Source organism: Xanthomonas graminis pv. graminis (assembly GCF_030168915.1).
Lineage (GTDB): Bacteria > Pseudomonadota > Gammaproteobacteria > Xanthomonadales > Xanthomonadaceae > Xanthomonas_A > Xanthomonas_A translucens.
In genome coordinates this window covers 1,502,754-1,516,543 of sequence record NZ_CP076255.1, presented here as the reverse complement: position 1 = coordinate 1,516,543, position 13,790 = coordinate 1,502,754, and the positions used below count along the sequence as shown (strand labels likewise).

Genomic DNA, 13,790 nt, shown 5'->3' with positions numbered 1-13,790 from the left:
GTCTGATGGAGGGAGAGAGGCCCGGAACGCCGGGCGGAACTTGCGATTCTATGCCAAGCGCCGCGCTGTGGGCGCTTGTCCGCGAGCGTGTGACACAGGCACGTCCGCCGCCCGCTCCCTGCTTGCTAATCTTCGCGCTCCCCCAAACGCGTGATGCAACGACCATGACCAAACGCCGTTTCCTGCAGCTCGATGTGTTCTCACCGCGCCCCGGGGCCGGCAATCCGCTGGCGGTGGTGCTGGACGCGCAAGGCCTGGACGACGCCGCCATGCAGGCGATCGCGCGCTGGACGCGGCTGCCGGAGACCACCTTCGTGTTCCCGGCCACGCAACCGGGCGCCAGCTACGGCATCCGCATGTTCAGTCCGCAGAAGGAAGTGCCGTTCGCCGGCCATCCCAGCATCGGGACCGCGCACGCGGTGCTGGAGTCTGGCATCGCCGTGCCCAAGGACGGCGTCTTCGTGCAGGAAGGCATCGCCGGACTGCTGCCGTTGCGGCTGGTTGCCGACGGTGGCGTGCCCAGCATCGCCATCCGCACCCCGCGCGCGCAGGTCGGCGAGATCGCCAATGCCGACGATCCGCGCCTGAGCGCCGCGCTGGCCGGCTGGCCGCTCGGCGCACAACCGCCGGTGCGCATGGACGGCGGCCGCTGCTGGTGGCTGGTCGAAGTCGCCGACGAGGCGGCGCTGCGCAGCCTGAGACCGGAGTGGGACGCGATCGCGGCCCTGGCCGAACGTACCGCCAGCATGGGCGTGTTCGCCTATGCGCGGGCCAATGCCCAGGCCTACCAGTTGGCCGTGCGCGCGTTCGTCGGCAATGGTCGCCGCTTCGAGGATGCCGCGTCGGGCGCCGCCAATGCCGTGCTCGCGGCGTGGCTGGATCATCGCGCCGCGCTCCCCGGCCACGATGGCCGCTATGCGGTCAGCCAGGGCCGCGAAGTCGGCCACGACGCCTTGCTGACCCTGAGCGTGGACAGCGCCGGCGAGGTGTGGTCCGGCGGCCAGGTGCAAACGGTGATCGAGGGACACATCGACTGGCGTTGACGCGCGGATCGGTACCGCCCGCCGGCATCGCCGGCGGGCATGAAGGCATGTCGCTTGCGTCGCGTCGGCGGCAACCGTGGAGATGGTCGCGGCCGACGACGGCCATGCACGCCTCGCATGAGGCGTCCGCGCCGGTCAGTCGGGCAGCACATCCACGCGCACCCGGATGCGGTCGCCGGGACGCTGCGCGCTGCGGGTGTGGTAGTAGCGGCCGCCGTATTCGTAGGTCACGTCGTAGCCATCCACCCGGTCATAGGTTTCGCTGCGGTAGGCGACCGGTTCGCAGACGCTGACCGAGCCGGTCTGCACGCTGCTGCGGCTGTTGCTGTCGTAGATCGAGCGCCCGGCCAGGCCGCCGACCATGGTGCCGACCGCGGTCCCGACGAAACGGCCGTTACCGCCGCCGACGCGGCTGCCCAGCAGCGCACCGGCGATGCCGCCGACCACCGTGGCTGCGCTGCGCCCGCCGTCGCTGCCGCGATAGCCACCGTTGTAATAGCCATCGCCGCGATAGCCGTTGTCGACATATCCGCCGTAGGCCGGGCGTTCGTAGCAGCGCTCGGTGGTCTCGCGCGGGCCGCGCACCGGCACCAGGATCGGATCGGCACGCACCACACGGGCGTAATCGTAGGTGCCGCTGCCCGGATAGCCACGATCGCGATACGTGTCGTAGCGGCCATAGTCCTGCGCAGCGGCGGAACCGACCACGCCCACGGCGAGCGCGGCGGTCAGAAGACGGGTCGAGAGCTTGTTCATGGCGAAGATTCCAAGCGCGTGGATCGCGCAACTGCATGCTCGGCCCGCGCCGGTGAAACGAAACTGAATTGGGGCCAGGCGGCGGCGCCTGTTTAGCGTCGCGACAGCTGTTGTCGCATGCGGGCGCAGCCGCGGCCTGCCACGCAGCGCGGCTGCAACCGTTCCCATTGCCGTGCGCGAAGCGCCGTGCCTGCCAATCGCACGCAGGCACGGCCTGAGCCATGTCGAAGCGACGGCCTGGCGGCGCGCGCCAGGCCCGGCGCTCAGCCCAGTTCCGCTTCCAGGCTGATCGGCACCGCGCTCAGTGCCTTGGAGATCGGGCAGTTCTGCTTGGCGTCGTCGGCCAGCGCGCGGAACTGCGCGGCCTCGATGTTCGGGACCACGGCCTTGAGCTTGAGCCGGATCTGCGACAACTGCGGACCGCCTTCCATCGACAGATCGACCTCGGCGCGCGTGTCCAGCGCGGTCGGCGGGAAGCCCGCTTCGCTGAGCTTGGCCGACAGCGCCATGGTGAAACAGCCGGCATGCGCGGCAGCGATCAGTTCTTCCGGGTTGGTGCCCTTCTCGTCGCCGAAGCGGCTGCTGAAGGCATAGCGGGTGTCCTGCAACAGCCCGCTCTGCGGCGTGCTCAGCTGGCCCTTGCCGGTCTTGAGATCGCCTTCCCAGTGTGCGGTGGCGTGACGCGAAATACCCATGCGATGCTCCTGCTGGTGGATGAGGCCGGCACCATAGAGCAGGCTGCGTTACGGCCTTGTGCGGCGCAGCGCGCGCGGCGGCCGGCGCGCGTTGTGCGGGCGCAGCCAGCGACGGCGCGACAGCGCCAGGGCGCAGCGTGCCTGCCCGTTGCAGGCACGACCGGCGGCGGCGCGCTGGCGTTTTCCCTGCCAAAATCCGCCCGTGCGGCGCGAAAAAACGCGGCATGGGGCTTTTTCCGCGTCTTTTTGCGCTTTGCCTATTGGCGCGGCGTAGCACATGCCCTACATTTCGCCATGCCGACGGGGTCGGCGCGACCCAACCACCTATCGTTTACGGAATCAGGACATCATGGCAAAGACCGCGAAAAAGGCTGCCCCGAAAAAGGCAGCGAAGAAAGTAGCCACCAAGACCGCCGCCAAGCCGGCCGCGCCCAAGCCGATCAAGGAAGCGCTGAGCAAGTCGGCACTGGTCGCTCACATCGCCGAAGCCAGCGGCGTCGTCGCCAAGGACGTGCGCGCGGTGATGGCCTCGCTCGAGCACGCCGTGGCCGGCTCGGTCAGCAAGAAGGGCGCCGGTTCGTTCACCCTGCCGGGCCTGCTCAAGATCACCTCGGTCAGCGTGCCGGCCAAGCCGAAGCGCAAGGGCATCAACCCGTTCACCAAGGAAGAGCAGTGGTTCGCCGCCAAGCCGGCCACCACCAAGCTGAAGGTGCGCCCGCTGAAGAAGCTCAAGGACGCCGCGCTCTGAGCAGCGTCGCCTGACTCAGGCAAGCACAGCTGACGAGACGGCCCCCGCCGTCTCGTTTTTTTTGCGCGCTCGCCGCCGCACGCAGCGGGATTGACAGGCCACTAAGGCGATGCCCGCTATACCTGTGGCTCCACACGACAGGAATGCGTGCATGAAGCTACAGGGCTTTCTCGACCAACTGCTGCAGTCGGCGCAGGGTGCCGCCGGCCAGGCCATGGCCAGGACCGGCACGTCCGCCTCGGCGGGATCGCCCGCCAGGAGCGGCGGCCTCGGCGGCATGCTCAACGCCGACTTCGGCAAGGGCGCCCTGAGCGGCGGCGCGCTCGGCCTGCTGCTGGGCAAGAACCGCACCACACGTAAGCTGGCGACCTACGGCGGCCTGGCCGCAATCGGGGTGATGGCCTATCGCGCCTACGGCGACTACAAGCGCCAGCAACTCGGCGCCGTCGCGCCGGAAGAACCGCAGACCCTGGACCGGCTGCCGCCGCTGGAGGTGGAACAGCACAGCCAGGCGGTGCTGCGCGCGCTGGTCGCCGCGGCCAAGGCCGACGGCCACATCGACACCCGCGAACGCGAGTTGATCGAAGGCGAGTTCACCCGCCTCAACGGCGATGAGGACGTGCAGCGCTGGCTGCATGCGGAACTGGAGAAACCGCTGGATCCGGCCGAAGTGGCGCAGGCCGCGACCACGCCGGAGATCGCCTCGGAGATGTACCTGGCCAGCCTGCTCGCCGCCGACGCGCAGAGCTTCATGGAACGCAGCTACCTGGACGAACTGGCGCGCCAGCTCGGCATCGACGACAGCCTGAAGCAGCACCTGCAACGGCAAGCCGCAGCGCACGCGGGCTGAGCGCGATGTCGGCCGCGCCGCCCTCGCCTGCGCGGCGGCTGCGCCGCTGGCTGCTGCGCGCCGCAGCGCTGGCCTGCACGGCGCTGGCGCTGGCATGGGCCTGGCAGCAGCCCTGGGCGCTGCGCGCGCGGGCCGGCTGGGAACTGGCACGGCAGCCGCCGCCGACCGCGTTGCGGATGCCGGTGCAGGGCGTGGATCCGCGCCGCGTCGCCGGCACGTTCGGCGCGCCGCGCGGCCGCGATCGCCAGCACGCTGGCGTGGACATCTTTGCCAGGCGCGGCACGCCGGTACTGTCCGCCACCCGCGGCATCGTCGTCGCGGTCGCCGAGCGCGGCCTCGGCGGCCGCCAGGTCTGGGTGATGGGCCCGGCCCGGCAGCGCCATTACTACGCGCATCTGCAGGACTGGGCGCAGGGCCTGCAGGTCGGCGACTTGGTCGAGGCCGGCGACCCGCTCGGCAGCGTCGGCGACAGCGGCAATGCGCGCGGCACGCCGCCGCATCTGCACTATGGCGTCTATGCCGAGGGCGGCGCCTACGATCCATTGCCGCTGCTGCGCGCGGCGCGCTGAACGAAGACGCTGGAACAGAGCGTCGCGGCCATCCCTATCGTGATCGCGGCAGACGCGGCCTATCGTGGGTTCATCCACCCGCCGTGTACACGCCCATGACCGCCTCGCAACGCTACCGCATCACCGTCACGCCGATCGAGGCCGACGGGCTGCAATGCCAAGGGCGCTGCACCATCGAATTCGAGGCGCGCTGCCGGCAGGACTGGATGCGCGTGCTGGAAGCGGCGCAGCGTCATCCCGGCCTGCAGGGCGACGAGCGCGCCGCGCTGACCATCGGGACGCAGTTGCTGCGCGGACTCAGCGAGCGCGGCCACAGCGAGGCGCAGGCGCTGCTCGCACCGCTGCGCCCGAGCCTGGATGCGCTCCTGGCGCGGCTGGCGCCGAGCAGCAGCTGACGCGTTCGGGTCGGTGCGCATCGCGCGTCGGTCCGTCCCCTTCCGCTAATGGCGCATTCACCCGCTGCGGTTATGTTGGCCCCTGACTCTGCCAAGGCACCACATCCCATGAAGCTTCGCTTGCCGACCTTGCGCGCCGTCGCGCTGCTCGCTCTCCTCGCCGCCGCTGCGCAGCTGCAGGCCGAACCGATGATCCAGGGCAAGCAGGTCAGCGTCGGCGCCGCCGATGTGCAGCAGTACCTGGATGGCAGCTTCCCGCAGACGCACAAGGCGCTCGGCGGCCTGGTGAAGATGACCATCCGCGATCCCAAGCTGTCGCTGCCGCCGGGCAACCGGCTGAAGATGCAGTTCGACCTGAGCATGGCCACCGGCGGTGGCGCGCCGACGCCGTTGGGCACGGTGCTGCTGACCAGCGGGCTGCGCTACGAGCAGCAGACCCAGAGCTTCCACCTGCAGGCGCCGACCATCGACGACTTCCGCCCGGCCGCCAACGGCGGCAAGCTCGACGCCAACACCCGCGAGCTGCTCAACGTGTGGCTGGACGATTACGCGCGCAAGGAACCGATCTACAAGCTGGATCCGGCGCTGGCCGCGGTGATGGGCAACGTGCAGATCGAATCGGCGGCGGTGGAGAACGGCAAGCTGGTGGTGCACCTCAACCAGGACATCGGCAAGCTGGTGCCGGCCGGTGCGTTGTCGGGGCAGTGATGCTGCGCTGCTGCAGCTGATGCGATGACGCTGCGCGCCCCGGATCAGCGCGAGCAAAGAACGGCGCACTGCTGTCGATGCCAGTCGCGCACGGCGTCTTGGCCGCGACGATCGACAGGGAGCTCTGCCAGCAGCGAAGATGCTGTCGCGGCTGAAGCCGCGCCTACAGTGCACCCAGTGCGCTGGCCGCATTCCTGTAGGAGCGGCTTCAGCCGCGACACTTTTCTCGGCTCGATCGCTCCGACTGTTTCATTCCCCGGCCGGATGGAGGGGCATAAGCCTCTCCTACAGAAAAACGGCGGCCCACAGGCCGCCGTTTTTCGTTGCAGAAACTGGCCGCCGAACTCAGCCCAGCGCCTTGGCCACCGCTGCGGCGAACGCGGGAATATCGTCCGGCTTGCGGCTGGTGATCAGATTGCCGTCCACCACCACTTCCGCGTCCTGCCAGCGCGCGCCGGCATTGCTCAGGTCGGTCTTCACCGATGGCCACGAGGTCACCTGCTTGTCGCGCACCAGGCCGCTTTCGGCCAGCAGCCAGGGGCCGTGGCAGATCGCCGCGACCGGCTTGCCGGCGCTGGCGAACGACTGGATGAGGCCGATCGCGGAGGCTTCGGTGCGCAGCTTGTCCGGATTGATCACCCCGCCTGGCAGCAGCAGCGCGTCGTAGTCGCCGGCAGCGGCCTGGGCCAGGCGCTTGTCGACCGGCACGCTGTCGCCCCAGTCCTGCTTGCTCCAGCCGCGGATGCTGGACGCCTCGCCGGGCGCGATCACATCGACCTGCGCGCCCCACGATTCCAGCAGGCGCTTGGGCTCCTGCAACTCGGACTGTTCGAAACCGTCGGTGGCCAGGACCGCGACGCGCTTGCCGGACAGGGAAGATGCTGTGCTCATGGGAAACTCCTCTACAGGGGGCCTGATTAGCGCTGTGTCTCAGCTGTCGTACGCAGTTGCTGCTCTGTGAGCCTTCCCGCGCCGGCCAGGGCACTGGCCAGGCGCGGCACCATGGCGGCCAGGTTGAAGCGGCGATTGAAGCGGTAGGCATGCGCATGCAGGTAGCGCGCGCCGTATTTGGGGAAGTCCACCGCATGGTGGGTGCCGCTAAGCGCCGTTTTGAGATTGCCCAGGATCGTATTGACCCAACGCAGACGAGGCTGCTGGACGCCTTTGCGGCCGCTTCCGGTCACGATGGCATCGTGGGTCAGGCCTGCCCAGCCCACACCGGTGAACGCTGTCAGCCCATCACTGACGACATGGGTGCCCGGTGCCAGTGCCTGCTGAGCCCACGTGTGCACGACGCTTCTTCGGAAGCTGGAGACCACATCCAGGCGGAGATAGCGCGGGCGCCCTTGATGCAGGGAAACCGCTGCAATAAACGGCACTTTATTGCGCCACTGCGGTTGGCCTGGACCACCGGCGCGTTCGCCGCCCAGATAGGCATCATCGATCTGGACCTCTCCGTCGAGCCGGCGTGACTGCTCACGATCGGCCATCGCCGACATCACTTTGTGCTTGATCCGCCATGCAGTGCGATAGCACACGCCCAGTTGCCGAGCCAGTTCCAGCGCAGCAATTCCGTTCTTGGCTTGGCTCACCAGATAGATGGCCAGCCACCACACCCGCAAGGGAAGCTTGGTGTCTGCCATGGGCGTGCCGGCGGTCAAGCTGGTCTGTACCCGGCAGCGCGCGCACTGCCACAGGTGCTGGCGTCCCCGCTCAAAGCCACTGGCATGCGTGTGTCCGCACTGCGGACACACGAAGCCATTGGGCCACCTGGCCTGAACCAAGGCCTCGACACATTGCGCCTCGGAGCCGTAGCGGCTCAGAAAAGCCGGAATCGAAAGCCCCTTTTGGAACTGGATCCGATTGAGCGTCATCGCCGTATCTCACTGAAGAACCTGCATTTCTAAACCAAGGCAGCATCACCAGCTGAGACACAGCGCTAATCAGGTACAGGGGGAGGGTCACCGTAGGAGCGCTGCGGTTGCAGCGTCGTGAGCCGCGCGTCTAAGCCACGTGCAGGCGCGCGCTCAGCGCTTGGGCTGCAGCATGGTGCCGGTACAGTTCTTCGACCCGCAGCGGCATTCCCAGATCTTCTTCAACCGCGGCGTGTGCCGTTCGCCCAGGGTGATGCCGTAGTTGTAGGTCAGTTCCTCGCCCGGCTTGATCGCACGCAAGGTCTCGATCACCACCTTGTCCCGGCGCCGGTCGTCGCCTTCGGCCTCGATGATCACCGCCTCGCAGTTCGGCGCGCAGCTGTGGTTGATCCAGCGCGCATCGTTGCCCTCGTAGTTGGCGTCGATCACGTAGTCGTCGCTGAGCGTGAACAGGAAGGTGTGTCCGGTCTCGACATCGCCAGCCTCGTCGCGATCCACTTCGGCATGGGTGCGGCGCCGGCCCTTGTACTCGATGACCCGCTCGCCTTTCTTGAGCGGCAGCGCGGCGAACACGCCATTGCCATGGATGCGGGACTTGCGGGCGACGATCTTGCGGGGCATGCGGCGGTCCGGAACGGGAAAGCGCTGATTCTGGCGCACATCGGCGGCGATCCCAAGCCCCGCGGCTCACCGTTGACGGCCGCGCCGGCGGCGCCGATCGCTGCGATAGGCAAAAACATGAACGCGCGGCTTGGACGCCAGCGCCGCGAAAGCGTACAATTTCGGTCCGCATTGAATTCCGGCCCTTGCCCCATGCTCCGCGTCACCAAGCTGACCGATTACGCCACCGTCGTGCTGACCGTGCTCGCCGCACGTCCCGGCGAGGTGTTGAGCGCGACCGAACTGGCCGAACAGTCCGGGCTGGAGCCGCCCACCGTCAGCAAGCTGCTCAAGCCGCTGGCCCAGGCCGGGCTGGTCGAAGGCCTGCGCGGCGTGCATGGCGGCTACCGGCTGGCGCAGCCGGCCGATGCCATCACCCTGATCCAGATCGTCGAGGCGATGGAAGGCCCGCTGGCGATCACCGAATGCAGCCAGGACCACAGCCAGTGCGGCATCGCGCAGAAATGCGGCGTGCGCTCCAACTGGCGGCTGATCAACGACGTGGTCGCCGACGCGCTGCGCGGCGTGACCCTGGCGCAGATGCTGCACCCGCTTCCCTCTTCCGGCGAAACCAGACGGCGTCCGATCGCCGTGCGGTTCGCGACCACCTGACCTGTAGGCAGCCCCATGGCCACCGAAAACGCTGAAATCCTGGAACGGCTGGGACGTCGCTACGACGCCGGCTTCATCACCGATATCGAATCCGATGCGTTCCTGCCCGGCTTGAACGAAGACGTCGTGCGCGCCCTGTCCGTCAAAAAGGAAGAGCCGCAGTGGATGACCGAATGGCGCCTGGCCGCCTACCGGCACTGGCTGAAGATGCCGATGCCGCACTGGGCCAAGCTCAACATCGCGCCGATCGATTTCCAGGCGCTGAGCTACTACTCCGCGCCGAAGGGTCCCAAGTACGCCTCGCTGGACGACGTGCCCAAGGAACTGCTGGACACCTACGACAAGCTCGGCGTGCCGCTGCATGAGCGCGCCCGGCTGGCCGGCGTGGCGGTGGACGCGGTGTTCGACTCTGTCTCGGTCGGCACCACCTTCCGCAAGGAACTGGCCGAGAAGGGCGTGATCTTCTGCTCGATGTCCGAGGCGATCAAGGAGCATCCGGAGATCGTCAAGCAGTACCTGGGCAGCGTGGTGCCGGTCGGCGACAACTATTTCGCCGCGCTCAATTCGGCGGTGTTCTCCGACGGCAGCTTCGTGTTCATCCCCAAGGGCGTGCGCTGCCCGATGGAACTGAGCACCTATTTCCGCATCAACGCCGGCCACACCGGCCAGTTCGAGCGCACCTTGATCGTGTGCGAGGACAAGGCCTACGTGTCCTATCTGGAAGGCTGCACCGCGCCGATGCGCGACGAGAACCAGCTGCATGCGGCAGTGGTCGAGCTGGTCGTGCTGGAAGACGCGGAGATCAAGTATTCGACGGTGCAGAACTGGTACCCGGGCGACGAGAACGGCGTCGGCGGCATCTACAACTTCGTGACCAAGCGCGGCGAGTGCCGCGGCGCGCGCAGCAAGATCACCTGGACCCAGGTCGAGACCGGCTCGGCGATCACCTGGAAGTATCCTTCGTGCGTGCTGATCGGCGACGACTCGGTCGGCGAGTTCCACTCGGTGGCGCTGACCCACCACCGCCAGCAGGCCGATACCGGCACCAAGATGATCCACATCGGCAAGCGCACCAAGAGCAAGATCGTCAGCAAGGGCATCAGCGCCGGGCGCGGCCAGAACACCTACCGCGGCCTGGTCAAGGTGGAGCGCAGCGCCGAGGGCGCGCGCAACTACACCCAGTGCGATTCGCTGCTGATCGGCAAGCAGTGCGGCGCGCACACCTTCCCGTACATCGAGGTCAAGCACCCCACCGCCACGGTCGAACACGAAGCCACCACCTCCAAGATCAGCGACGACCAGCTGTTCTACTGCCGCGCCCGCGGCATCGACCAGGAAAACGCGGTGTCGATGATCGTCGACGGCTTCTGCAAGCAGGTGTTCCGCGAACTGCCGATGGAGTTCGCGGTGGAAGCCAAGAAGCTGCTGGAAGTGTCGCTGGAAGGCTCGGTCGGCTGACGCCCACCGAGCAGGGAATCGGGAATGGAGAATCGGGAATCGGTTCTCTTCCCGATTCTTCCGAGCTGCGGCAACACCTGCTTTTCCCTATTCCCCATTCTCGATTCCCAATTCCCATGCTCAACATCGAAAACCTCCACGCTTCCGTCGCCGGCAAGGACATCCTCAAGGGCCTGTCGCTGGACGTTCAGCCCGGCCAGGTGCACGCCATCATGGGGCCCAACGGCGCCGGCAAGTCCACGCTGGGCAACATCCTCGCCGGCCGCGACGGCTATGAGGTGACCCAGGGCAGCGTGCGCTTCGAAGACCGCGACCTGCTCGAGCTGGAGCCGGAAGAACGCGCCGCCGCCGGCCTGTTCCTGGCCTTCCAGTACCCGGTGGAAATCCCCGGAGTCAACAACACCTACTTCCTGCGCGCCGCGCTCAACGCGCAGCGCAAGGCGCGCGGCGAAGCCGAACTGGATTCGATGCAGTTTCTCAAGTTGGTGCGGCAAAAGCTCGCCGTGCTGCACCTGAAGGACGAGCTGCTGCACCGCGGCGTCAACGAGGGTTTCTCCGGCGGCGAGAAGAAGCGCAACGAGATCTTCCAGCTGGCGGTGCTGGAGCCGAAGCTGGCGATCCTCGACGAGACCGACAGCGGCCTGGACATCGATGCGCTGAAGACCGTCGCCGAAGGCGTCAACGCACTGCGTTCGCCCGAGCGCGCGTTCCTGGTCATCACCCACTACCAGCGCCTGCTCGACTACATCAAGCCGGACGTGGTGCATGTGTTGGCCGACGGCCGCATCGTGCAGAGCGGCGGCCCGGAACTGGCGCTGGAACTGGAAGCGCATGGCTACGCATGGTTGAAGGACCGTGTGGCGCCGGAGGCGACGGTCCGATGAGCGCCCTGCTCGACTCCCTGGCAGCCGCCTTCCACGGCGACGGCGCGCGCCGCGCGCCGCTGGTACAGGCGCTGCGCGACGGCCTGCCCGGCCCACGCAGCGAGGCGTGGAAGTACACCTCGCTGCGTGCGCTGGAGCGGCGCAGCTTCAGCCCGGCGCCGAGCGCGGCGCCAGCCGTGGATGCGGCCATCGTCGACGGCATTCCCGCGCCGCGGCTGGTGTTCGTCAACGGTCGCGGCAGCGATGCGCTGTCGGATCTGGCCGGCCTGCCGGACGGCGTCGAGTTGCAGCGCCTGTCCACGATCCTGCGCAGCGGCGACGACGCGATGCGCTTCCTCGGCCGCCGCTTCGAGCGCAGCGACGAAGTGTTCGCCCAGCTCAACGCCGCGCTGGCCGACGAAGGCAGCGTGCTGCGCGTGGACGCCGGGGTGCAGGTCGCGGTGCCGCTGCACCTGGTGTTCGTGTCCGCCACCGGTGCCGGCGACCATGCCTGGCACCATCGCCACCTGATCGAACTGCGCCAGGACGCGGCGCTGTCGCTGGTCGAGCATCACCTGCACCTGGGCGAGGCCGCGCACCTGAGCAATACCCTGGCGCACGTGCACCTGGCCGCCGGCGCGCAGCTGACCCACGCGCGGGTGCAGGCGGACGCGTCCGGCGTCACAGCGCTGCTGCGCACCGATGCGGTGCTGGCACGCGACGCGCAGTACCGGCGCATCGACCTGGAGCTGGGCGGCGCGCTGTCGCGGCACGAGCTCAACGTGCGCCTGGAAGGCGACAACGCGCGGCTGCTCGCCAATGGCGTGCTGCTCGGCAACGGCCGCCGCCAGATCGACACCCGCCTGGGCATCGAGCACATCGCCCGCGACACCGCCTGCGAACTGCTGTGGCGCGGCGTGGCCGCGGCGCGCAGCCGGGTGGTGTTCCATGGCGGCATCCACATCCGCCAGGGCGCCGACGGCAGCGACGCCAACCTGTCGAACAAGAACCTGCTGCTGTCTGCCGACGCCGAGATCGACACCCAGCCGGTGCTGGTGATCGACGCCGACGAGGTCAAGGCCGCGCACGGCGCCACCGTCGGCCAGCTCGACGCCAACGCGCTGTTCTACCTGCGCTCGCGCGGGTTGCCGCGCGAGCGCGCGCAGCAGCTGCTGACCGCCGCGTTCTGCCGCGAACCGCTGCGCGTGCTGGATCCGGCGCTGAGCGAGTTCCTGGTCGCACGCCTGGACCAGGCGCTGGCCGCCGCGGGCGTGGCATGAGCAGCGTGGCCCCGCACAAGGCGGCGCCGGACCAGGCCCCGGACTGGGACAAGGTGCGCAGCGATTTCCCGCTGCTGATGCGGCAGGTGCACGGCAAGCCGCTGATCTATTTCGACAACGCCAACACCGGGCAGAAACCGCTGCAGGTGATCGCGGCGCTGGACGAGTTCTACCGCCGCTACAACGCCAACGTCAGCCGCGCGGTACACGCGCTGGGCACCGAGGCCACCGAGGCCTACGAGGGCGCGCGCAACAAGCTGGCGCGCTTCCTCAACGTGCGCGCCGACGAACTGGTGCTGTGCAGCGGCACCACCTTCGCGATCAACCTGGTGGCCTATTCGTGGGCGCTGCCGCGGCTCAAGGCCGGCGACAGCATCCTGGTGTCGCGGATGGAACACCACGCCAACATCGTGCCGTGGCAGCTGGTCGCGCAGCGCACCGGCGCCACCATCAAGGTCGCCGAAATCACCGAAGACGGCGCGCTGGACCTGGACGCGCTGCGCAAGGCGATGACCGCGGACGTGAAACTGCTGGCGCTGACCCACGTCTCCAACGTGTTGGGCACGGTCAATCCGGTGCGCGAGATCTGCCGCGAGGCGCGCAAGCGCGGCATCGTCAGCGTCATCGACGGCTCGCAGGCCGCGCCCCACCGCGCCCTGGACGTGGCCGCGATCGGCTGCGACTTCTACGCCATCACCGGGCACAAGATGTGCGGCCCGACCGGCACCGGCGCGCTGTGGGCGCGGCGCGAGCACCTGCAGGCGATGCCGCCGTTCATCGGCGGCGGCGAGATGATCAAGGAAGTCAGCTTCGACGGCACCGTGTTCAACGATCCGCCGCACAAGTTCGAGGCCGGCACCCCCAACATCGCCGGCTTCGTCGGCCTGGGCGCGGCGGTGGATTACCTCAGCGCGCTGGGCCTGCAGCACGTGGAAGCGCGCGAGGCCGAACTGCTGGCGCATTTCACCGAAGAACTGCAGAAGATCGATGGCCTGCGCATCTTCGGCACCGCGCCGGGCAAGGCCGCGGTGGTGTCGTTCCTGGTCGAAGGCGCGCACGCCCACGACCTGGCCACGCTGCTGGACCTGGAAGGCGTCGCGGTCCGCTCCGGCCAGCACTGCGCGCACCCGCTGCTGCAGTTCTACGGCGTCGCCGCCACCTGCCGCGCCTCGCTGGCGTTCTACAACACGCATGCCGAGATCGAGCGCTTTGTGGCGGCGTTGGTGAAGGTGAGGAAGTTGTTGGGGTGAGTTGTTTCGGGACTCGGGACCGGGGACCG

At 68.3% G+C, this 13,790-nt stretch carries 16 protein-coding genes; 11 read left to right on the top strand and 5 right to left on the bottom strand.

From position 1 onward, the window contains the following. Positions 1 to 164 precede the first annotated feature (164 nt). Positions 165 to 1,043: a PhzF family phenazine biosynthesis protein gene (locus KHF85_RS06600; RefSeq protein ID WP_284568967.1), complete on the top strand. Its 879-nt coding sequence runs from the start codon at positions 165 to 167 to the stop codon at positions 1,041 to 1,043. Positions 1,044 to 1,178: 135 nt separating this feature from the next. Here KHF85_RS06600 and KHF85_RS06595 read toward each other — a convergent pair whose 3' ends face one another. Together KHF85_RS06595 and KHF85_RS06590 are read right to left on the bottom strand one after the other, a co-directional pair. Next, complete coding sequence (locus KHF85_RS06595) at positions 1,179 to 1,799, bottom strand: glycine zipper 2TM domain-containing protein (protein WP_064538919.1); 621 nt, start codon at positions 1,797 to 1,799, stop codon at positions 1,179 to 1,181. A 263-nt stretch (positions 1,800 to 2,062) separates the two neighbouring features. After that, positions 2,063 to 2,494, bottom strand: coding sequence for an OsmC family protein (locus tag KHF85_RS06590; RefSeq protein WP_039005444.1), 432 nt, complete (start codon positions 2,492 to 2,494; stop codon positions 2,063 to 2,065). A gap of 349 nt (positions 2,495 to 2,843) precedes the next feature. Here KHF85_RS06590 and KHF85_RS06585 point away from each other — a divergent pair, with 349 nt between their 5' ends. The 5 genes from KHF85_RS06585 to KHF85_RS06565 all read left to right on the top strand — a co-directional run bounded on the left by KHF85_RS06585 (position 2,844) and on the right by KHF85_RS06565 (position 5,764). Continuing rightward, positions 2,844 to 3,242, top strand: coding sequence for an HU family DNA-binding protein (locus KHF85_RS06585; protein ID WP_003470446.1), 399 nt, complete (start codon positions 2,844 to 2,846; stop codon positions 3,240 to 3,242). Positions 3,243 to 3,393: 151 nt separating this feature from the next. Beyond that, a complete protein-coding gene (locus KHF85_RS06580) occupies positions 3,394 to 4,092 on the top strand; it encodes a tellurite resistance TerB family protein (protein ID WP_284568966.1) in 699 nt (232 codons plus the stop codon). 5 nt (positions 4,093 to 4,097) lie between these two features. Further along, positions 4,098 to 4,661 carry a M23 family metallopeptidase gene (locus KHF85_RS06575; RefSeq protein WP_064538916.1) on the top strand — a complete coding sequence of 188 codons (564 nt, stop codon included), beginning with the start codon at positions 4,098 to 4,100 and terminating at the stop codon, positions 4,659 to 4,661. Positions 4,662 to 4,756: 95 nt separating this feature from the next. Next, complete coding sequence (locus KHF85_RS06570) at positions 4,757 to 5,056, top strand: DUF3861 family protein (RefSeq protein WP_284568965.1); 300 nt, start codon at positions 4,757 to 4,759, stop codon at positions 5,054 to 5,056. Positions 5,057 to 5,164: 108 nt separating this feature from the next. Continuing rightward, complete coding sequence (locus KHF85_RS06565) at positions 5,165 to 5,764, top strand: DUF1439 domain-containing protein (protein ID WP_064538914.1); 600 nt, start codon at positions 5,165 to 5,167, stop codon at positions 5,762 to 5,764. Positions 5,765 to 6,109: 345 nt separating this feature from the next. On the opposite strand, the gene KHF85_RS06560 is transcribed toward KHF85_RS06565, so the two are convergent. From KHF85_RS06560 to KHF85_RS06550, 3 genes are all read right to left on the bottom strand, one after another. Continuing rightward, positions 6,110 to 6,655: a type 1 glutamine amidotransferase domain-containing protein gene (locus KHF85_RS06560; protein WP_284568964.1), complete on the bottom strand. Its 546-nt coding sequence runs from the start codon at positions 6,653 to 6,655 to the stop codon at positions 6,110 to 6,112. A 26-nt stretch (positions 6,656 to 6,681) separates the two neighbouring features. Beyond that, the gene (locus KHF85_RS06555) at positions 6,682 to 7,638 is read right to left on the bottom strand and encodes an IS1595 family transposase (RefSeq protein ID WP_284566649.1); all 957 of its coding nucleotides are present in this window, start codon (positions 7,636 to 7,638) and stop codon (positions 6,682 to 6,684) included. 153 nt (positions 7,639 to 7,791) lie between these two features. Continuing rightward, positions 7,792 to 8,259, bottom strand: a complete 468-nt coding sequence (locus KHF85_RS06550; protein ID WP_284568963.1) for an SET domain-containing protein — start codon at positions 8,257 to 8,259, stop codon at positions 7,792 to 7,794. Positions 8,260 to 8,451: 192 nt separating this feature from the next. On the opposite strand from KHF85_RS06550, the gene KHF85_RS06545 reads away from it, so the two are divergent. The 5 genes from KHF85_RS06545 to KHF85_RS06525 all read left to right on the top strand — a co-directional run bounded on the left by KHF85_RS06545 (position 8,452) and on the right by KHF85_RS06525 (position 13,761). Further along, on the top strand, positions 8,452 to 8,910 hold the full coding sequence (locus KHF85_RS06545) for an SUF system Fe-S cluster assembly regulator (protein WP_003471961.1): 459 nt from the start codon (positions 8,452 to 8,454) through the stop codon (positions 8,908 to 8,910). A gap of 15 nt (positions 8,911 to 8,925) precedes the next feature. After that, a complete protein-coding gene (sufB, locus tag KHF85_RS06540) occupies positions 8,926 to 10,368 on the top strand; it encodes a Fe-S cluster assembly protein SufB (RefSeq protein ID WP_284568962.1) in 1,443 nt (480 codons plus the stop codon). Positions 10,369 to 10,484: 116 nt separating this feature from the next. Next, complete coding sequence (sufC, locus tag KHF85_RS06535) at positions 10,485 to 11,252, top strand: Fe-S cluster assembly ATPase SufC (protein WP_237651977.1); 768 nt, start codon at positions 10,485 to 10,487, stop codon at positions 11,250 to 11,252. Continuing rightward, positions 11,249 to 12,511, top strand: a complete 1,263-nt coding sequence (gene sufD / locus KHF85_RS06530) for a Fe-S cluster assembly protein SufD (protein WP_284568961.1) — start codon at positions 11,249 to 11,251, stop codon at positions 12,509 to 12,511. Before sufC ends, sufD begins: the two co-directional genes overlap by 4 nt. Further along, positions 12,508 to 13,761 (top strand): cysteine desulfurase, encoded by a 1,254-nt coding sequence (locus KHF85_RS06525; protein ID WP_284568960.1) that lies wholly within the window; start codon positions 12,508 to 12,510, stop codon positions 13,759 to 13,761. The genes sufD and KHF85_RS06525 overlap by 4 nt, the downstream gene beginning before the upstream one ends. Positions 13,762 to 13,790 lie beyond the last annotated feature (29 nt).